This is a genomic window from Achromobacter sp. CSND-B12, from assembly GCF_052906545.1.
In genome coordinates this window covers 3,435,148-3,454,281 of record NZ_JBREGJ010000001.1, presented here as the reverse complement: position 1 = coordinate 3,454,281, position 19,134 = coordinate 3,435,148, and the positions used below count along the sequence as shown (strand labels likewise).

Genomic DNA, 19,134 nt, shown 5'->3' with positions numbered 1-19,134 from the left:
GCGCCGCGTCCTCAGCGGGACGCCGCCAGCTTCTGCTGATAGTCGGTCTTGACGAAGCCGGCGAACGATTTCTCGGTCACCGCCAGGAACTCGGGCGAGGCATAGGCCGCGGCGATATCCTTGACGAAGGGCTTGTCCAGGTCTGCCGTGCGCACCGCCACCAGGTTCTGGTAGGTGGGCGTGGTCTTCTCCAGCGCCAGCGCCTCGGTCAGCTTCAGGCCCGAGGCCAGCGCGAAATTGCCGTTCACGAACGAGTAGTCGGTGTCCTCCAGCGAGCGCGGCAACTGCGCCGCCTCCAGCGGGATAAGCTTGATCTTCTTCGCGTTCACGGCCACGTCCTTCTCCGATACCCGCAACGGGTCGTAGCCTTCTCGCAGCTTGATCCAGCCCAGCTCCTGCAGCACCACCAGCGCGCGCGCCTGGTTGGTCGGATCGTTGGGCACCGCCACGCTCACGCCCTCGGGCGCGGCGTCCACGCTCTTGTACTTGCGGCTGTAGATGGCGATGGGCGCGGTCGGCACCTTGACCAGTTCCGACAGTTCGAGCTTGTTCTTGGCGGCGAAGTTCTGCAGGTACACGATGTGCTGGAACGCATTGGCGTCCAGCGCGCCTTGCGCCAGGGCGAAGTTCGGCTGCACGTAGTCATTGAATTCGACGATGCGCACGGTGTAGCCCTGTTTTTCCAGGATCGGCTTGATGCCGAGCTTGATCTGGTCGCTGTAGGGGCCGGCGGTGGCGCCGAAGACGATTTCCTTCTTGGCCGGATCGGCCGCCAGCGCGGCGCCGGACAGCGACAGGAGAGTGGCGGCCAGCGCCAGGCTCAGGAGATTGCGTTTGACGGACATGGGATTCCTCTCGGGATCAGCGTTTGTCGATGCGTCGCGCGACGGTATTGCCGGCGAACTGGATGATCTGCACCAGCACCACGAGCAGCGCCACGGTCAGCACCATCACGTCGGTCTGGAAGCGGTAATAGCCATAGCGGATGGCCAGGTCGCCGATGCCGCCGCCGCCCACCACGCCGGCCACCGCGGAATACGACAGGAAGCTCACCGCCAGCACGGTCAGGGCCAGCACCAGCCCGGACCGCGCCTCCACCAGCAGCACCCGGCGCACGATCTGCAGTTCGGATGCGCCGGCGGCGTGCGCGGCCTCGATGACGCCGCGCGGCACTTCGCGCAGGCACTGCTCGACCAGCCGCGCGAAATACGGGATGGCCGCGAACGACAGCGGCACCGCCGCCGCCACCGGGCCGATCGAGGTGCCGGCGATGACGCGGGTGAACGGCACCAGCGCCACCAGCAGGATGATGAAGGGGAATGAGCGCACGGTATTGACCGTCCAGCTCAGCAACCGGTGCGCCAGCGGACGGTCCAGCGACTGGCCCGGACCGGTCAGGAACACCAGCACGCCGAGCGGCCCGCCCAGCAGGATCGACGCGGCCAGCGCGATGCCCAGCATCAGGAAGGTCTGGCCGACCGCCACGCCCAGTTCGGGCAGCAATTGCACAAAGGTGTCCAGCATCAGGCGACCTCTTCATAGGGATGGGTGGCTTCGCGGATCAGCTCGCGGCCGAGCGCGGAGGTCAGGTGCACGCCGGCGCCGGAAATCTCGGCCTGCTCCAGCACCTGGCCGTTTTCCATCACCGCCACGTGGCGGCACAGCGCCCGCACCACCGCCAATTCGTGCGTGACGATGACGATGGTCACGCCCAGGCGTTTGTTGATGTCGCGCAGCACGCTCAGCACCGAGCGCGTGGTCTCGGGGTCGAGCGCCGAGGTCGGCTCGTCGCACAGCAGCACCGCCGGCTCGCTGGCCAGGGCGCGCGCGATCGCCACGCGCTGCTTCTGGCCGCCGGACAACTGCGCCGGATGGCTGGCGGTCTTGTCGGTCAGGCCGACGATCTCCAGGCATTCACGCACCCGCGCCGCGATCTGCTCGCGGCCGCGGCCGCCATGCACGCGCAGCGGGAAGGCCACGTTCTCGAACACGGTCTCGTTCTGCAGCAGGTTGAACTGCTGGAAGATCATGCCGATGTTCTGGCGCGCGGCGCGCAGCGCGGGCTTGCCGAGCGCGGTCAGCTCGGTGCCGCCGACCCGCACCGTGCCTTCGTCGGGACGTTCGAGCAGGTTGATCAGGCGCAGCAGGGTCGATTTTCCCGCGCCGCTCTTGCCGATGATGCCGAAGGTGTCGCCGGCGCGGATCGACAGCGACACGTTGCGCACCGCGTCGAAGCGGCCGGCGCGCGTGGCGAACGACTTGCTCACCGCGTCCAGCCGGATCAGCGGCTGCGGCAGCGAGGCCAGGTCGGGAAGGGAAGAAAGATCGGTCATCGGCGAATCTAGGTGAAGGTCATGCGCATCAGGAATACGCGGTGGGTTCGGGAATCTGGTCCAGCAGCGCGTAGCGGCCCAGGTCGCGGATCTTGTAGGCCACGGGGTCGTGCAGCGTGTGCACGCGCGCGTTGCGCCAGTAGCGGTCGTAGCCGTAGCGCGCCGCGGTGGACGAGGCACCGGTGACGTCGAACAGGCCGTTGCCCACCTCCAGCGCGGCGCGGTGCGCCAGCACCTTGGCCTGGGCGCCGGCCACCGCCACCTCGCCACGTTCGTCGGCGGTCAACGACGGGCCGCGCGCCAGCGCCGCGTCGAGCCGCTGGCCCGCCAGGTCGGCCAGCGCCTGCGCCGCCTGCACCCGCAGCCAGAACTCGCCGAAGCGCTCCTGCACGTAGGGATCGTCGGCATGGCGCTGCACGCCCGACGCGAACCAGGGCCGGGCGTCCTCGCGCACATAGCGGCGCGCTTCCTGGAAGGCGCCGCGGGCGATGCCCAGGTACAGGTTGGTCATGATCAGCTGCGCCACCTGAGAGCGCAGCGTGGCGCGCGGCGTGGGCGCGACGCCAGGCGCCTGCAGCACCTGCACCGGCTCCAGCCACACGTGATCGAAGCGCACCGTGCCGCTGTCGGTCTGGCGCTGGCCGAAGGCATCCCAGTCGGGATTGACGGTGATGCCATCGGCGCGCGTGGGCAGCGCGGCGATCAGCGCCGTGCCCGAAGGCTTGTGCCAGGCGGAGAAGGTCAGCAGGTCGGATCCGACCGAGCCGGAGCTGAAGTTCTTGACGCCGTCGATGCGGTAGCCGTCCAATTCGGCGCGCGCCACCACCCGGCGGTCGAGCGGATTGAGCGCATTGCCCCAGAACAGATTGCGTTCGACCGTGGGCGTCAGGAAATACGCGTGCTGTTCAGGCGTGCCATAGAGCAGCACGCCCGCCACTTGCAGATGATGGAAGCCGAACACGTGCGCCAGCGCGCTGTCGGCCTCGGCCAGCGTGCGCACCGCCGCCAGCACGGTCGACCAGTTCGCGCCCGCGCCGCCGTATTGGGTCGGCACCGACAGGCGCAGCAGGCCGCTGGCGCGGATCTGTTCGCGCTCGGCCGCGGCGTGGCCGCCCCGGCGGTCGCGCTCGACGGCGGTGGCGGCCAGTTGATCGGCCAGGGCCTGGACGGCGCGCGGGATGTCGTCGGCCGCGCGCGCCGGCGCGGCGCCGGCGGCAGGCGCGCGTGCGGTATCGGGGTCGGTCTGGATCTTGGCCATGGAATCCCTTCGTCGGTAAGGCGGGTCAGGCCGGCCGGTAGGCCGGGTTCCAGCGCAGCAGGCGGCGCTCCAGCAACCGCGCCAGGGTGTCGGCGGCCTTGCCCAGCAGCGCATACAGCAGGATGCCCAGCAGCACCACGTCGGTCTGCAGGAACTCACGCGCGTTCATGGTCATGTAGCCGATGCCGGATTGCGCCGAGATGGTCTCGGTCACGATCAGGATCACCCACACCAGCCCCAGCGCGAAGCGCAGGCCGACCAGGATCGACGGCAACGCGCCCGGCAGGATCACATCGCGGTACAGGCGCCAGCCCGTCAGGCCGTAGGAGCGCCCCATTTCGATCAGCGCCGGATCGACCGAACGGATGCCGTGGAAGGTATTCAGGTAGACCGGGAAGAACACGCCCAGCGACAGCAGCGCCAGCTTGGCGGTCTCTTCGATGCCGAACCACAGGATGACCAGCGGGATCAGCGCCAGCACCGGGATGTTGCGGATCATCTGCAAGGTGGTGTCCAGCAGGGTCTCGGCGGTGCGCGAGGAACCGTTCAGCAAGCCCAGCACCAGGCCCAGCCCGCCGCCCAGCAGCAGGCCCCACAAGGCCCGCAGGGCGCTGATGCGCACGTGCTGCCAAAGCTCGCCCGACACCGCCAGCGACCAGGCTGCCGCCGCCACCGCCGACGGCGCCGGCAGGATGCGCGACGACAGCCAGCCGGCCTGCGCGGCCAGTTGCCACAGGCCCAGGATCAGGGCCGGGACCAGCCAGGGCGCCAGCGCCGCGCGCCAGCCGGGCTTGCGGACGGCATCCATCAGCTGGCCGCTTCCTTGGGCACCAGTTCGGTGGCCATGACTTCGCCGAAGGGTCCCGTCAGCACGGTGTTGCCGACCTGCCTGCCGCCCTTGCCGGGCAGCAGCGGGAACACCAGCTCGGCAAAGCGGTACGACTCCTCCAGGTGCGGATAGCCGGAGAAGATGAAGGTCTCGATGCCCAGGTCGGCATATTCCTGGATGCGCGCGGCCACGGTCTCGGGGTCGCCCACCAGGGCGGTGCCGGCGCCGCCGCGCACCAGGCCCACGCCGGCCCACAGGTTGGGCGAGATCTCCAGGTGCTTGCGGCCACCGTGCTCGTCGTTGAGCTTGCCGCCGTGCAAGGCCGCCATGCGGCGCTGGCCTTCGGAATCCATTTTCGAGAACGCCGTCTGCGCGGCGCGCACGGCGTCCTCGCTCAGGTGGCTGATAAGGGCGTCGGCGGCGGCCCAGGCGGCCGCTTCGGTCTCGCGCACGATGACATGCAGGCGGATGCCGAAGCGCACCGTGCGGCCATGCCGCGCGGCGCGCGCCTTGATGTCGGCGATCTTCTTCGCCACGGCCTCGGGTGGTTCGCCCCAGGTCAGGTACACGTCGAGCTGTTCGGCGGCCAGTTCGTGCGCGGCCTCCGACGAACCGCCGAAATACAGCGGCGGATACGGCTTCTGCACCGGCGGGTAGATCACCTTGCCGCCCTTGGACACCAGTTGCTCGCCCTCGAAGCTGTAGCCCTCGGCCTCATGGCTGTTTGCCAGGATGCCGCGCCAGATGCGCAGGTAGTCGGCGGTGATGGCGTAGCGTTCGTCGTGGCTGACGAAGACGCCATCGCCCTCCAGCTCGCCGGGGTCGCCGCCGGTCACCACGTTGACCAGCAGCCGCCCTTCGGACAGGCGGTCGAAAGTGGCGGCCATGCGCGCCGAGAATTGCGGCGAGCTGACGCCGGGGCGGATCGCCACCAGGAACTTGAGCCGGCGCGTGGCGCCGATCAGGCTGGAGGCCACCACCCACGCATCCTCGCAGGAGCGCCCGGTGGGCAGCAGCACGCCGTCGTAGCCCAGCGTGTCGGCGGCCACCGCCACCTGGCGGAAGTAGTCATAGCCCGCCGCGCGCGCGCCGCGGCTGGTGCCGAGATAACGCGAATCGCCGTGGGTGGGAATGAACCAGAAGACGTCCATGGAATGCCTGCCCTTGTCTATTTCAGGCCCGACGGCGCGGCGTCGAACACGTTGAGGGGTTTGGGAATCAGCTTGAGCGCGTGGAATGCATCGGCCACCTGCTGCTGTTCCAGCAGCACTTCCCGGGTGATCGGCTGCACGCCGTAGGCCAGCCGCTCGGCCGCCAGTTCGACCACCGCCTTGTCCAGTCCCAGCACCGGCTGCAGCAGCGCCACGGCCTCGGCGCGATGATCGCGCGCCCACAGGTCGCCCTTGCGGATCTCTTCCAGCACGGTCTGGATCACTTCGGGATGCGCTTGCTGGTACGGCCGCGCGGCCAGGAAGAACTGGTAGTTCTTGACCACGCCGGTGCCATCGGCCAGCACGCGCGCGCCCAATTGCTTCTCGGCCGCGGCCTGGAACGGATCCCAGATCACCCAGGCGTCGACCGATCCGCGCTCGAAGGCGGCGCGGGCGTCGGCCGGTGTCAGGTAGGCAACGTTCACGTCGGCATAGGGCACGCCGGCGCGCTCGAGCTGCTTGACCAGCAGGTAGTGCACGTTGGAGCCCTTGTTCAACGCGACCTTCTTGCCCTTCAGGTCGGCCACGCGCTTGATCGGCGAATCCTTGGGCACCAGGATCGCCTCGCTGGTGGGCGACGGCGGTTCGTTGCCGACGTACACCAACGCAGCGCCGGCGGCCTGCGCGAACACCGGCGGCGCCTCGCCCACCGTGCCGAAGTCGATCGAGCCGACGTTCAGTCCTTCCAGCAGCTGCGGGCCGGCGGGAAACTCGGTCCATTTCACCGTGATGCCCTGCGCCGCCAGGCGCTTGTCCAGGTCGCCCAGGGCGCGCACGATGGTCAGCGTGCCGTACTTCTGGAAGCCGATGCGCAACGTCTTGGCGTCCTGCGCCTGCGCGGCGGGCCACAGCAACGCCGCGCACAGCAGCGCCGCCAGCCAGCGGAAGACGGAAAGACGCGATATCCAGATGATGCTGCGCATGGAAACCCCTTTTTGGTTCAGACGCTGAAGCCGCCCGCGAGCGCGAGCCGGCCGAGATCGAAGGCTTCATTGACGACCACCCCGCGCGGCCGCAGCTGCTCGGCCAGGCGCTCCACCGAGTCCTCCAGCCGCGTGCGCACGTCGTCATCGATATGGCTGGCGCCGTCATCATCGACGCGCACCTGCTTGTCCGTGGCGTAGACGCCGGCCAGGATGTGGCGCGCGCCCAGCGCCGACAGCACCGGCTTGAGCCCGTACTCCAGCGCCAGCAGATGGGCCGGGCTGCCGCCGGTGGCGATGGGCAGCACCACCTTGCCCGCCAGCGCCTTTTCATCCAGCAGGTCCAGCACCGCCTTCAAGCCTCCGGAAAACGACGCCTTGTAGACCGGCGTCGAGATCAGCACCGCGTCGACCGCCGCCACGCGGGCCCGCAGGGCGTTCGCGGCCGGACCGGCGTAATGACCTTCGATCAGGTCTTCGGCGGGCAGGTCGCGCAGTCCCAGTTCGGCGATGGCCAGCCCGCGCGCGCGCAACAGGTGCGCGGCATGGCGCAGCAAGGCGGAGGAACGGGAACGCTGCGACGGGCTGCCCGCCAGGGTAAGGATGCTCATGTTGGATGCCGGTGTTGCGTTGGAGAGTCTTGCGCGGCGCCTGCGCGGATCAGAAGGCGGGAATCAGCGAACCCTTGAATTCGCTTTCGATGAAGCTGCGCACTTCGGGCGATTGATAGGCGGCGACCAGCTTCCTGACCCAGGGCTGGTCGCGGTCCTTGGTGCGCACCGCGATCACGTTGGCATACGGGCCGTCGGCGGCCTCGCGGCCGATGGCGTCGCGCGCCGGCACCAGGCCGGCCTGGGTGGCGTAGTCGTTGTTGATCGACGCCGCCGTCAGGTCGTCGAGCGAACGCGGCAGCTGCGCGGCGTCCAGCGCCACCAGCTTGAGCTTGCGCGGGTTGGACACCACATCCAGCGGAGTGGCGTTGTTCTTCTGCTCGGCCTCCGGCTTGAGGGTGATGAGCTTGTAGGCGGCCAGCAGGCGCAGGGCACGGTTGCCGTTGGACGGATCGTTCTGGATGCCGACCGACGCGCCTTCGGGCAGGTCGTTGAGCGACTTGATCTTGCGCGAGTAGAAGCCCAGCGGCGCGGTGACGGTCAGGCCGACGGGAACGATGTCGAAGCCGCGCGCCTTGATCTGGTTGTCGAGGAACGGCTTGTGCTGGAAGGCATTGGCGTCGAGGTCGCCGGCGTTGAGGGCGGCATTCGGAAGTTGGTAGTCGTTGAACTTGACCAGCTTGATCTCCAGGCCTTCACGGGCGGCGACCTGCTTGACGACGTCGAAGATCTTTTCGGTGGTGCCGACGGAGATGCCGACGGTGATGGTCTTTTTCTCTTGCGCGTCGGCGTGGGCCGTACTGGTCAGGGCCAGGGCGAGGGTGGCGGCGGTGAGCAGGTGGCGGGTGAAGGACATCGTGTTTTTCCGACGGGATTCGAATGGGATGACTGGATTCTGTCATTGCGAAATCCTTGGGAAAAATACTTAGTGGGTATGAGGATATGTGTTGTGGGTTGATGGTTGGGGTTGTTTTGTCGTTTTGGAAATATGACGTTATTGCTGGGGGTTTTGGTTTTTTGGGGAGCGGGGGGATTTGAGTTCTTAAGGCGCGCGGTGTGCTTGGCGTTTTGGCGCACATCGGGGCTGGAGAGGAGGGTCTTGCGGGGCCCGCCGCAAGCCGGCCGCGCGGGCGGCCTTTTGCGGCTTACGCGGCGTCTTGCGTCGGGGTGATGGCGCTCTCGCGTGTGGGAGAGACCAAATCGTTTGCTAGTGAAAGCCCGTTGGCATCACGACGGTTTGTGGTCGGCGCGAGAGGTCGTCCCGCGCAACATGCCTTATGCCGCGCCGACCACCACCGCCCTTCCCCCCTGACGTGCGGAACCATTAGAAAACCGCCCACCGCCAGCGCGCAGCGCACCCGCAGCACGCTCAAATGCACAGACGCCCATCGTGGCCGCCCGCGCGGCCGCGATGGGCAGCCCTGTAGATTCCCTTCCCCGCACACAGGTCTAACAGCGCGACAAGCCTAGACGCTCGCAGCCCCTCGGGCGGGCGGACCCGATGGCGGGCAACCTCGATGCGCCCGACGGAATCCGAAGGAGTCGCCGAAGGCGAGGACGAGGATGAGGATGGGGCAGTCCGGAGCGAACGCTCCGGACCGCAATCGTGGGCGCCCGCCATCGGGTCCGCCCGACCGAGGGGCGACCTACGAAGCACAAACTCACCCGCCAACAAAAAAAACCTACGCCACCACCCGCCGATACTCCCCAGCAGCATGCCCCCCCGCCAGCAACGCCCGCCCCGCCCCGAACAACTTCTCCCGCAACGTCCCCTCCGCATAAGCCGTCTTGTACACGCCTCGCTCCTGCAACTCCGGCACCACCAGATCCACGAAATCCGCATAGCACTCCGGCGTCACCGTCCTCGCCAGGTTGAAACCATCGATGTCCGTCTCTTCGACCCACGATGCCAGCTCATCGGCCACCTGCGACGCGCTGCCCACCAGCGCCGGATAGCGTCCGCCCAGCGCCATGTCGGCCAACAGATCCCGCACCGTGCGGTCGGTGCGCGCCACCGTCAGGTTCTTTACCGCTGACTCGATCGCGTTGTTCTTCACGTAGCGGATTGGCTCGTCCGCCGCATAGCGCGAGAAGTCGATGCCGGTGGAGCTGGCGTAGTGGGCCAGGCCCGCTTCCGGATTGGCGTAGCGCAGGTACTCCGCGTGCTTCTCGCGCGCCTCGGCCTCCGTGCGTCCCACCACCGCCGTCACGCCCATGAAGAACTTGATGTCGCGCGGGTCCCGGCCCTCGCGCGCCACCGACTCGCGCACGCCCGCCACCAGTTTGCGCAGGCCTTCCTTGGTCTGGCTCGACACGAACACGCATTCGGCGTGGCGGGCCGCGAAGGCCTGGCCGCGGCCCGAGGAGCCCGCCTGGTACAGCACCGGCGTGCGCTGGCGCGACGGCTCCGAAAGATGGTAGCCCTGGACCTTGTAGTACTTGCCTTCGTGATCGATGCGCCGCACGGCGGCCGGGTCCGCGTAGACACGCGCGCGCCGGTCGGCGCGCACCGCGTCGTCGTCCCAACTACCTTCCCACAGCTTGTAGGCCACCTCCAGGAACTCGTCGGCGCGGTCGTAGCGTTCGTCGTGCGCGATCTGTTCCGACAACCCCATGGCGCGCGCCGCGCTTTCCAGGTAGCCGGTGACGATGTTCCAGCCGATGCGGCCGTCGGTCAGGTGGTCCAGCGTCGAGAAGCGGCGCGCCAGCAGGTAGGGCGACTCGTAGGTCAGGTTCACCGTCACGCCGAAGCCCAGGTGGCGGGTCGCGGCGGCCATGGCGGATACGGTCAGCAGCGGGTCGTTGACCGGCAGCTGGATCGACTCGCGCAGCGTCAGGTCGGCCGAGTCCTGGTATACGTCGTAGACGCCGACGATATCGGCCAGGAACAGGCCGTCGAACAGGCCGCGCTCCAGCAGGCGCGCCAGGTCGGTCCAGTAGTCCAGCGTCTTGTACTGCGTCGAGGTATCGCGCGGGTGGGTCCACAGGCCGTGGTTGATGTGGCCGACGCAGTTCATGTTGAACGCGTTCAGGAGGATCTGCTTCTTCGCCATGGCGTGCCGTTCCGAGGGAATCAGGTGGTGCCGACGCGACCGGGCGCGGCGTCGTTCAGGTAGTAGTTGCCGACCGCGTGGCGCTTCCAGCGCACCGGATCGTGCAGCGTGTGGGTGCGCGCATTGCGCCAGTGGCGGTCCAGGTTCAGCTGATCGAGCGTGGCTTGCGTGCCGGCCAGTTCGAACAGCTTGGTGCCGGCGGCCAGCGCCGATTCGGTGGTCAGGGCGCGGGCCTCGGCCACGGCGATGGCGGCGGCGGCCACCAGGTGAGGTTGCGGGTCGGCGGTGGCGGCGTCGAGGATGCGGCCGGCGCGCGCCACCAGCGCGCGGGCCGCGTCCAGGCGGATCGACAAGCGGCCGAACTCGCTGATGGTCAAGGGATCATCGGCGGCGCGCTCGACCCCGGCGTCGATCCACGGCCGCGAGCGGTTGCGCACGAAATCCAGCGCGTCCGCCAGCGCGGCCTGGCCGATGCCCAGGTCGATGGCGGCGTGGATGATCTGCGCCAGCGGCTTGATGGTGTTCGGCGGCGCGGCCGGATCGACCAGCACCATCACGTCCTCGGCCGGCACGGCCACGTCCTGGAACAGCACGGTGCCGCTGCCGGTCACGCGCTGGCCGAACCCCGACCAGTCGTCGATCACCTCCACGCCGGGGCTGTCGCGGCGCACGAAGGCCAGCCGCTGCAGGCCGTCCTCGCCCACGGTCGCGGTGGGAATCCATTGCGCATAGAGCGCGCCGGTGCAATAGAACTTGCTGCCGTTGATGCGCCAGCCGCCGCCGTCGGCCGACAGGCGGGTGCGGCGTTCGGCCGCCGTGCGCGTGCCGATTTCGGCCAGCGCATTGCCGAAGCGTTCACCGGCCAGGGCGCGGGCGTAGAAGCGGCGCTGCTGGTCGGCGTTGCCGTTCACCCGCAGCACTTCCAGCGCGTAGTAATGGTTCTGCGGGATCTGCCCGAGCGAGCCGTCGGCGCCGGAGATGATGGCCGTCACTTCGGCCAGCGTCACGCGCGACACGCCGGCGCCGCCGTGCTCGCGCGGCACGGTGATGCCCCACAGACCCGATTGCGAATAGCGCTCCAGCTCCGGCAGCGGCAGGCGGCGCTCGCGGTCGCGCTGCGCGGCTTCGCGGGCGAAGTCGGCGGCAAGCTCGCGCGCCACCGCGATTGCCTCGCCGTCGCTGCCGATGATGGCGGCGCGTCGCGGCGCCAGGGTGGAAATGGCTGTGTCGGTCATCGCTCAGACCCAGGAATGACGGTTGGGACGGCGGCCGTTCAGCAGATAGTCGCCGACCGCGTGGTACTTCCAGCGCACCGGATCGTGCAGGGTATGCGTGCGGGCGTTGCGCCAATGGCGGTCCAGGTTGAACTCCGCCAACGACGCGCGGGCGCCGGACAGCTCGAACAGCGTTTCGCTGGCCGCCAGCGCGATCTCGGTGGTCAGCGCCTTGGCCCGCGCCACCGCGATCGAGGCGGCGGCGACGTCGTCGGCACCGAGCGCGCGCGGCGTGGCTTCATCCAGGTGCGCCGCGGCCTCGGCCAGCACCGCCTGCGCCGCGTGCAGGTCGATGAACAGCCGGCCGACGTCGCCGATCACATAGGGGTCCTGCGTGGCGCGTTCGACGCCGGCCTCGGCCCAGGGACGGGCACGCTCGCGCAGGAATTTCACAGTGTCGTTCAGGGCCGCTTCGGCGATGCCGGCGTCGATGGCGGCCTGCATCAGTTGCGCGAACGGCCCCTGCAAGGCGGGAGTCTCCTGCAGTTTCCAGGCCGGCAACACACTGTCCGCCTCGACCCGCACGTTGTCCAGCAGCACGGTGCCGCTGGCGGTGGTGCGCTGGCCGAAGCTGGACCAGTCGTCCACCACCGTCAGGCCGGCGGCGCCGCGTTCCAGCAGCACCGTCACCAGCCGGTCCTCGGTATCCAGCGCCTTGGTCGGGATCCAGTGCGCATACAGCGCGCCAGTGGAATAGAACTTGCGCCCGGACAGGCGATAGCCGTCGCCATCGGCCACCAGCCGCGCCTGCACATCGCGCGCATGACGCGTGTGGCGTTCGGGCCCGGCGTTGCCCAGCCTGCGGCCGGCCAGCACGCCCTCGTAGTAGCGCCGCTTCTGCGCCGGCGTGCCGACCTGCCGCAGCAGGTTGAGCGAACCGAAGTGGTTCTGCGGGATCTGGCCCAGCGACGGGTCGGCCGCGCTGAGGATGCGGAACACGTCCGCCAGTGTCACATGGGATACCTGGGCGCCGCCGTACTCGCGCGGCACGGTGATGCCGCCCAAGCCACTGGCCGAATAGCGCTCGATCTCGCGCCACGGCAGGCTGCGCGTCTGGTCGCGGTGCGCCGCGCCCTGGGCGAAATCCGCCGCCAACGCCTGCGCGGCTTCGATAGCCTCGCCGTCGCTGCGGATGCGGGCGGCGGGCACCACGCGCGGAGCCTCGTCGTCATCGATCGGGAGGGAGAAACTCGCGGCTTGCGGCATGGGAGGATGCGGACAGTTGGGAAAGAAGCAGCCTATCGGCCCGCCACGCCGCGCGGAAGGACGGATTTCTCATGCGGATATTTGGAATCGGTATATGCGCCGCGCCCCCTTCGTCCCTACTGTTAGCAGCCCCGGCGCCGGCATATCCAAATCACGAAAGAGTGTTTGCGGCGCGCTTTGGCGCTTGCTTAGAGTCGAGCTTTTCCGTGACTACCCGCGCCGCCTTCATGCCCGTACTGGATCTGCCCATTGCCCTGGATTACGACGGCGCGCTGGAAACGCGCCTGTTCGACGACATCCGCCTTGCGGTCGCGCCGCACATTCCCGCCGCGCGCCTCGATCCGCCTCGCGACCTGGCCGCCGCCGCCGAGCGCCAGGCGGCCGGCGAATACGCGATCTGGAACACCGTGCACGATCTGTTCATCACCCAGGTGGCGGCACATGCCATCGCCGGCCTGTTCCGCGACGACACCGATTTCCAGTTCGCGCTGGCGCGCCAACTGGGCGATGACGCGGCCCACGCCGAATTCTCGCTGGCGCGCGCCAGCCTGCTGCTGGAGCGCGATGCCAGGCCCGAGGTCGAGCAGGGCGTGCGCGACGCCTGGGACCTGGTTGGCGGCTTCGCCCTGCGCAACTGGCAGAACTTCCTGGCCTGGCAGTTCCACTACGAGCACTACATCCTGGCACGGCTGTTCGTGAATCGCCGCACCGCGAAGGTGCTGGACTTCGGCCACCGCGAGTTCGGCGAAAACCGCATCCTGCCCGACGAGGAAGCCCACCGCATCCGCATCACGCAATGGTGGCTGCGCAAGCTGGCCGGCGCCGACGAAAGCGAGCGCCACGAATGGACCCAGGGCCTGGTCCAGGCCGACGAGGACGTACAGCGCCTGCTCGGCCCCTACCTGCGCGACTCCTGGCAACTGAACCTGCGCGCCACCGGCCTGGACACGCGCAACCACGTGGCGCTGTACGACGCCTGGCGGCGCGAACTGCTCGCCACCCTGCTGCGCGTGGCGCCCGACGACCTGCCTTCCCTGACCAGCCTGGCCTCCTGACGCGGCCGCTCCCCCTTACGACCGAAGGAATCCGCATGACCCAGCCCTTGCCCCCGGCGCACGAGACCGACGCGCCGCAGGATACCGTCAACCCCCTGCGCCGCTGGCTGATGGGCGCCGGCGCGCTGATGGGCGTCGGCGCCCTCTTTCCCAACGTGATCATGGCGCCCGCCCATGCCGACACGCAGAGCCTGCCGAACACGCTGGACGGCGCGGTCAAGGGCGGCGTGCTGAACGCGGTGGTGCACCCCGAGCCGCCCACGCTGGCTTTCTACCTGAACTCCTCCACCCCTACCGGCGCGGTCGCGAGCAAGATCTTCGACGGCCTGGTGGAATACGGCCCCGACCTGAAGCCGCGGCCGGTCCTGGCGGAAAGCTGGAGCGTGTCGGAAGACGGCAAGACCCTCACCTTCAAGCTGCGCCAGGGCGTGCTATGGCACGACGGCAAGCCCTTCACCGCCGCCGACGTGAAATGGTCGGCCGAAGAGGTCTGGCTCAAGCACGCGCCCAGCGCGCGCCGCGTGTTCCAGTACCTGCAGCGGATCGAGACGCCCGACGACCACACCGTGGTGCTGCACCTGTCGCAGCCCACGCCAGTGGCGCTGAACGCCATCGACTCGCTGGGCGCGCCGATCCTGCCGCGCCACCTGTTCGAAGGCACCGACATCCAGAACAATCCGTACAACAACAAACCGGTGGGAACCGGGCCGTTCGTCTTCAAGGAATGGAACCGCGGCAACTACATCGTGCTCGAACGCAATGAGCACTACTGGCAGCCCGAGCGCCCGTTCCTGGACCGCATCGTCTGGAAGATCGTGCCCGACGTCTCCGGTCGCGCCACCGCGCTGGAGACGGGCGCGGTCTCGTATGGCGAGCGTAATCCGGTCGCCTTCACCGACGCCACCCGGCTCGCCAAACTGCCCAAGCTGGCGGTGGACACCGCCGGCTACAACGGCTTTGCCGCCTGGCTGTGGCTGGAGACCAACCTGCGCGACCCGATCCTGTCGAACCTGAAGGTACGCCAGGCCATCGCCCACGCCGTCAACAAAGAGGCGCTGGTCAAGACTGTGTGGAACGGCTACGCCGAGCCCTTCGTCAGCCCGGTGCCGTCGCTGGTCAAGCCCTATCACAACCCCAACGTGCAGCAGTATCCCTACGACCCGGCGCTGGCCGAGAAACTGCTGGACGAAGCCGGCTACCCGCGCGGCGCCGGCGGCTGGCGCTTCGCGCTGACGCACGACTACATTCCGTTCGGCGACGACTACCGCCGCACCGGCGAGTTCGTGCGGCAGGCGCTGCGCAAGATCGGCATCGACGTGACGCTGCGCGGCCTGGACCTGGCCACCTGGACGCGCAACGTCTTCACCGACTACAACTTCCAGCTCATCAGTTCGTGGGGCACGGTGCTGATCGACCCGCAACTGGGCGTGGAGACGCGCTACTGGAGCAAGGCGGAAGCGCGTGGCACGCCCTGGTACAACGTGTCCGGCTACAACAATCCTGAAATGGACCGCGTCATCGAGGCGGCCCAGGTCGAGACCGATCCGCAGAAGCGCATCGAACACTACAACGAGCTGCAGCGGCTGGCGCAGCGCGACCTGCCGCTGATCGGCCTGTTCGAGTTCCGCTGGTTCGGCGTGTGGGACAAGCAGTTGCGCAACGTCACCGACGCTTCGTCGCACTCGCGCAACAACTTCGCCCACGTCTGGCTCGGCAAGGCCTGAGGGGCCGGCGATATGCTTGCGCGCCTGCCCCGTCCCGTCCGCTACCTGCTGCAGATCCTGTTCGTGGTGGCCGCCACGGGCGTCGCCAATTTCTTCCTGCTCAAGCTGGTGCCGGGCGACCTGGTGGACGTGATCGCCGCCGAGAACAGCGGCATCACTCCCGCCCACGTGGCCGAGCTGCGCCAGGCCTACGGCCTGGACCGGGGCCTGCTGGCGCAGCTCGGCTACTACCTCAAGAGCCTGGCTTCACTGGACCTGGGCTATTCGTTCCGCTATGGCGAACCGGTGGCCGACCTGATCTTCGGCCGTCTGCCGGCCACCCTGGCGCTGATCGGCACCGGTCTGGCTTTGTCGGTGGCATTGGGCGTGCTGCTGGGCGTGCTGGCGGCGCGGCGGCCGCACGGGCTGCTGGACACGCTGCTGTCCGGCCTGGCCACGGCGGGTTACTCGGCGCCGATGTTCTGGACGGCGTTGATGCTGATCGTCGGCTTTGGCGTGCACCTGGACTGGCTGCCGGTCGGCGGCATCCGCGACGTCGGCGCCGCCCATACCGGCGGCGCGCTGTGGCTGGACTACGCGCGGCACCTGGTGCTGCCGGTGGCCACGGTGGCGATCTATTACGTCGCCATCTACGCGCGGCTGTCGCGCGCGTCCATGATCGAGACGCTGCAGGAAGACTACATCCGCACCGCCCGCGCCCGCGGCAACAGGGAGGGCCGGGTGGTCTGGCGCCACGCGCTGCGCAACGCCATCCTGCCGGTGGTCACCATGCTCGGCCTGCAGAGCAGCGCGCTGCTGGGCGGCAGCATCGTGGTCGAGACCGTGTTCGCCTGGCCCGGCCTGGGGCAACTGTCGTTCGAGGCCATCGCCAGCCGCGACGTCAACCTGCTGCTGGGCATCCTGCTGATGAGCGCGGCGCTGGTGGCGGTGATGAACATCGCCGTGGATGCCTGCTATGGCCTGCTCGACCCGCGCGTGAGGAAAGCATGAAGCACGCCTTGAAGTTTCTGGCGCGCCTGTTGCGGGCGCCTTCCGCCGCCATCGGCGCGGCTGTGCTGGTGTTGCTGGTGGCCGCCGCCGCCACGGCCGGCTGGCTGTATCCGGGCGACCCGCTGGAAATGGTCGGCGCGCCCTTCACCTGGCCCGGCACCGACGCGGAATTTCCGGCCGGCACCGACCTGATGGGCCGCGACATCCTGGCCGGCCTGTTCCACGGCGCCCGAGTCTCGCTGCTGGTGGGCGGCGCCTCCGCCGCCATCGCGCTGGCGCTGGGGCTGCTGGTGGGCGCCATTGCCGGCTACGCCGGGCCGCGCGTGGACGCGGTGCTGATGCGCCTGACCGAACTGTTCCAGACGGTGCCGTCTTTCCTGCTGGCGATCGTGCTGGTGGCGATCCTGGGGCCGTCGCTGTCGACCATCATCTTCGCGCTGGGCGTGACCTCCTGGACCGGCATCGCGCGCCTGACCCGCGGCGAGTTCATCACCCTGCGCCAACGCGAATTCGTGCGCGCCGCGCAGGCGCTGGGCGCCGGCCACGCCCGCATCATCTTCCGCGAAATCCTGCCCAACGCCCTGCCGCCCATCATCGTGACCACCGCCGTTCTGGTGGCCAACGCCATCCTGTCCGAGGCCGGCCTGTCGTTTCTGGGGCTGGGCGACCCCAACGTGGTCAGCTGGGGCAGCATGGTCGGGGCCGGGCGCGAGGCGCTGCGCACCGCCTGGTACATGACCGCCCTACCGGGCCTGACCATCATGGCGGCCGTGCTTGCCCTGAACCTGTTGAGCGACGCCGTCAACGACGCGCTCAATCCCAAGCTGCGGCGGCGCGCCGCCGTGGCGCCCGCCGCCCCGCTACCGACCGCCTCCCCATGAGCACACTGATCGACATCCAAGGGCTGAACGTGGCCTTCCCCGGCCATCAGGCCGTCAGCGCGCTGGACCTGCGCATCGCCGCCGGCGAGACCCTGGCGCTGGTGGGCGAATCCGGTTGCGGCAAGTCCACCACCGCGTTGGCGCTGCTGGGCCTGCTGCCGCGCCACGCCCGCGCCAGCGGCCGCATCCTGTTCGAGGGCCGCGACCTGCTGGCGCTGTCCGAGCGCCAACGCTGCGCCCTGCGCGGCGACCGCATCGCCATGATCTTCCAGGAACCGATGACGAGCCTGAACCCGGTGCTGACGCTGGGCCAGCAGATCGGCGAAGCCCTGCGCCTGCATCGCGGCGCCTCGGCCCGGGCCGCGCGGCAACGCGCGATCGAACTGCTGGACCTGGTGCGCGTGCCCGAGCCGCAGCGGCGCGTCGACGACTACCCCCACCTGCTGTCGGGCGGCCAGCGCCAGCGCGCCATGATCGCCGCCGCCATCGCCTGCGAACCCGCGCTGCTGGTGGCCGACGAACCCACCACTGCCCTCGATGTGACGGTGCAGGCGCAGATATTGCGGCTGCTGGACGACCTGCGATCGGAACTCGGCATGGGCCTGCTGCTGATTACTCACGACCTGGCGGTGGTGGGCGACTGGGCCGACCGCGTGGCGGTGATGGTGGGCGGCGAGAAAGTCGAGGAAGGCGCTGCCGCCACGCTGCTGTCGCGACCGCGCCATCCCTACACCCGCGGCCTGCTGGGCGCCTCCCTGCGGCTGGACGACGCCACCCACTATCGCCAGCGACGCCTGCCGGAAATCCGCTCGCGGCTCGATCCCGCCTCGGGCCGGCCCATATTCGGCCTGGTGACGCCCCCGCGCGTGGCCGCGGCCAATGACCCGACCGCCGGCGATCCTCATCCCCTGCCCTTGATGCAGGTGCGCGACCTGCGTGTCGACTACGCCACGTCCCAGGGCGCCAAGCACGCGGTGGACGGCGTGTCGTTCCAGATCGCGCCTGGCGAAACGCTGGGCCTGGTGGGGGAATCGGGCTGTGGCAAATCCACCCTGTCACGCACCCTGGTGCGGCTGCTGACGCCCGCCGCCGGACAGATCCTGCTGCGCGGCCAGGACACGTCGCGCCTGGACCGGCGCGGCCTGGCCGCCTACCGCCAGAGCGTGCAGATGATCTTCCAGGACCCCTACGCCTCGCTCAACCCGCGCCACACGGTCAACGACATCCTGGAATCGGCGCTGCGCATCCACCGCGTGGCCGATCGCCAGGAACGGCGCCGCCGCATCGCCCACATGCTGGACGCGGTCGGCCTGCCGCAGAGCGCCCTGGCGCGCTACCCCAGCGAGTTCTCGGGCGGCCAGCGCCAGCGCATCGGCATCGCCCGCGCCCTGGTGCTGCGGCCGTCGCTGGTGATCTGCGATGAACCGGTGTCGGCGCTGGACGTATCGGTGCAGGCGCAGATCCTGAACCTGCTGGTCGACCTGAAGGCCGAGTTCAACCTGTCGTACCTGTTCATCTCGCACGACCTGTCGGTGGTGCACTACCTGGCCGACCGGGTGCTGGTGATGCACGCCGGCCGCATCGTCGAGGAAGGCCCCAACGCCACCCTGTGGCGCGAGGCCCGCCATCCCTACACGCGCAGTCTGATCGAAGCGCTGCCGCGCGGCCTGGACGGGGAAGGGGAAACCCTGCGTCGCCGCGCCTGACAGGGCGGGCGCGGGCGGCGCCGGACAGTCATCCGAACGCGGTACTGGATTGCGGGCAGGGGCGGGCCTATACTGGATTC

General features: G+C 69.0%; 17 protein-coding genes. 5 read left to right on the top strand and 12 right to left on the bottom strand.

All coding sequences use genetic code 11. The annotated features are described in order from the left end of the window. Window positions 1-11: 11 nt before the first annotated feature. The 12 genes from ACUTAG_RS16240 to ACUTAG_RS16185 form a co-directional block, all read right to left on the bottom strand. Window positions 12-845: a MetQ/NlpA family ABC transporter substrate-binding protein gene (locus ACUTAG_RS16240; RefSeq protein ID WP_053499988.1), complete on the bottom strand. Its 834-nt coding sequence runs from the start codon at window positions 843-845 to the stop codon at window positions 12-14. Between the two features lie 16 nt (window positions 846-861). Then, window positions 862-1,524, bottom strand: a complete 663-nt coding sequence (locus ACUTAG_RS16235) for a methionine ABC transporter permease (protein WP_006387310.1) — start codon at window positions 1,522-1,524, stop codon at window positions 862-864. Next, window positions 1,524-2,333 carry a methionine ABC transporter ATP-binding protein gene (locus tag ACUTAG_RS16230; protein ID WP_006387309.1) on the bottom strand — a complete coding sequence of 270 codons (810 nt, stop codon included), beginning with the start codon at window positions 2,331-2,333 and terminating at the stop codon, window positions 1,524-1,526. The genes ACUTAG_RS16235 and ACUTAG_RS16230 overlap by 1 nt, the downstream gene beginning before the upstream one ends. A gap of 28 nt (window positions 2,334-2,361) precedes the next feature. Further along, the gene (locus ACUTAG_RS16225) at window positions 2,362-3,591 is read right to left on the bottom strand and encodes an acyl-CoA dehydrogenase family protein (RefSeq protein ID WP_148317724.1); all 1,230 of its coding nucleotides are present in this window, start codon (window positions 3,589-3,591) and stop codon (window positions 2,362-2,364) included. A 25-nt stretch (window positions 3,592-3,616) separates the two neighbouring features. Beyond that, a complete protein-coding gene (ssuC, locus tag ACUTAG_RS16220) occupies window positions 3,617-4,399 on the bottom strand; it encodes an aliphatic sulfonate ABC transporter permease SsuC (RefSeq protein WP_026385227.1) in 783 nt (260 codons plus the stop codon). Further along, window positions 4,399-5,571, bottom strand: coding sequence for an FMNH2-dependent alkanesulfonate monooxygenase (ssuD, locus tag ACUTAG_RS16215; protein WP_024067506.1), 1,173 nt, complete (start codon window positions 5,569-5,571; stop codon window positions 4,399-4,401). The genes ssuC and ssuD overlap by 1 nt, the downstream gene beginning before the upstream one ends. A gap of 17 nt (window positions 5,572-5,588) precedes the next feature. Further along, window positions 5,589-6,554, bottom strand: coding sequence for a sulfonate ABC transporter substrate-binding protein (locus tag ACUTAG_RS16210; protein ID WP_054443731.1), 966 nt, complete (start codon window positions 6,552-6,554; stop codon window positions 5,589-5,591). Window positions 6,555-6,571: 17 nt separating this feature from the next. Next, complete coding sequence (gene ssuE, locus ACUTAG_RS16205) at window positions 6,572-7,165, bottom strand: NADPH-dependent FMN reductase (protein ID WP_006387304.1); 594 nt, start codon at window positions 7,163-7,165, stop codon at window positions 6,572-6,574. 49 nt (window positions 7,166-7,214) lie between these two features. Next, a complete protein-coding gene (locus tag ACUTAG_RS16200) occupies window positions 7,215-8,021 on the bottom strand; it encodes a MetQ/NlpA family ABC transporter substrate-binding protein (protein WP_006387303.1) in 807 nt (268 codons plus the stop codon). An 826-nt stretch (window positions 8,022-8,847) separates the two neighbouring features. Continuing rightward, entirely contained in the window at window positions 8,848-10,218 is a 1,371-nt protein-coding gene (locus ACUTAG_RS16195) for an LLM class flavin-dependent oxidoreductase (RefSeq protein ID WP_054442573.1), read from the bottom strand. Between the two features lie 20 nt (window positions 10,219-10,238). Next, on the bottom strand, window positions 10,239-11,453 hold the full coding sequence (locus ACUTAG_RS16190) for an SfnB family sulfur acquisition oxidoreductase (RefSeq protein WP_054498139.1): 1,215 nt from the start codon (window positions 11,451-11,453) through the stop codon (window positions 10,239-10,241). 3 nt (window positions 11,454-11,456) lie between these two features. Then, window positions 11,457-12,698: an SfnB family sulfur acquisition oxidoreductase gene (locus tag ACUTAG_RS16185; protein WP_148317726.1), complete on the bottom strand. Its 1,242-nt coding sequence runs from the start codon at window positions 12,696-12,698 to the stop codon at window positions 11,457-11,459. Window positions 12,699-12,904: 206 nt separating this feature from the next. On the opposite strand from ACUTAG_RS16185, the gene ACUTAG_RS16180 reads away from it, so the two are divergent. From ACUTAG_RS16180 to ACUTAG_RS16160, 5 genes are read left to right on the top strand one after another with little or no spacing between them, the layout of a single operon-like run. Beyond that, entirely contained in the window at window positions 12,905-13,753 is an 849-nt protein-coding gene (locus ACUTAG_RS16180; RefSeq protein WP_020925507.1) for a hypothetical protein, read from the top strand. A gap of 35 nt (window positions 13,754-13,788) precedes the next feature. Continuing rightward, a complete protein-coding gene (locus ACUTAG_RS16175; RefSeq protein ID WP_020925508.1) occupies window positions 13,789-15,477 on the top strand; it encodes an ABC transporter substrate-binding protein in 1,689 nt (562 codons plus the stop codon). A 12-nt stretch (window positions 15,478-15,489) separates the two neighbouring features. After that, a complete protein-coding gene (locus tag ACUTAG_RS16170) occupies window positions 15,490-16,467 on the top strand; it encodes an ABC transporter permease (protein ID WP_006387297.1) in 978 nt (325 codons plus the stop codon). Continuing rightward, entirely contained in the window at window positions 16,464-17,348 is an 885-nt protein-coding gene (locus ACUTAG_RS16165) for an ABC transporter permease (protein ID WP_006387296.1), read from the top strand. Before ACUTAG_RS16170 ends, ACUTAG_RS16165 begins: the two co-directional genes overlap by 4 nt. Beyond that, complete coding sequence (locus ACUTAG_RS16160) at window positions 17,345-19,054, top strand: ABC transporter ATP-binding protein (RefSeq protein ID WP_054508005.1); 1,710 nt, start codon at window positions 17,345-17,347, stop codon at window positions 19,052-19,054. Before ACUTAG_RS16165 ends, ACUTAG_RS16160 begins: the two co-directional genes overlap by 4 nt. The last annotated feature ends 80 nt before the right edge of the window (window positions 19,055-19,134 follow it).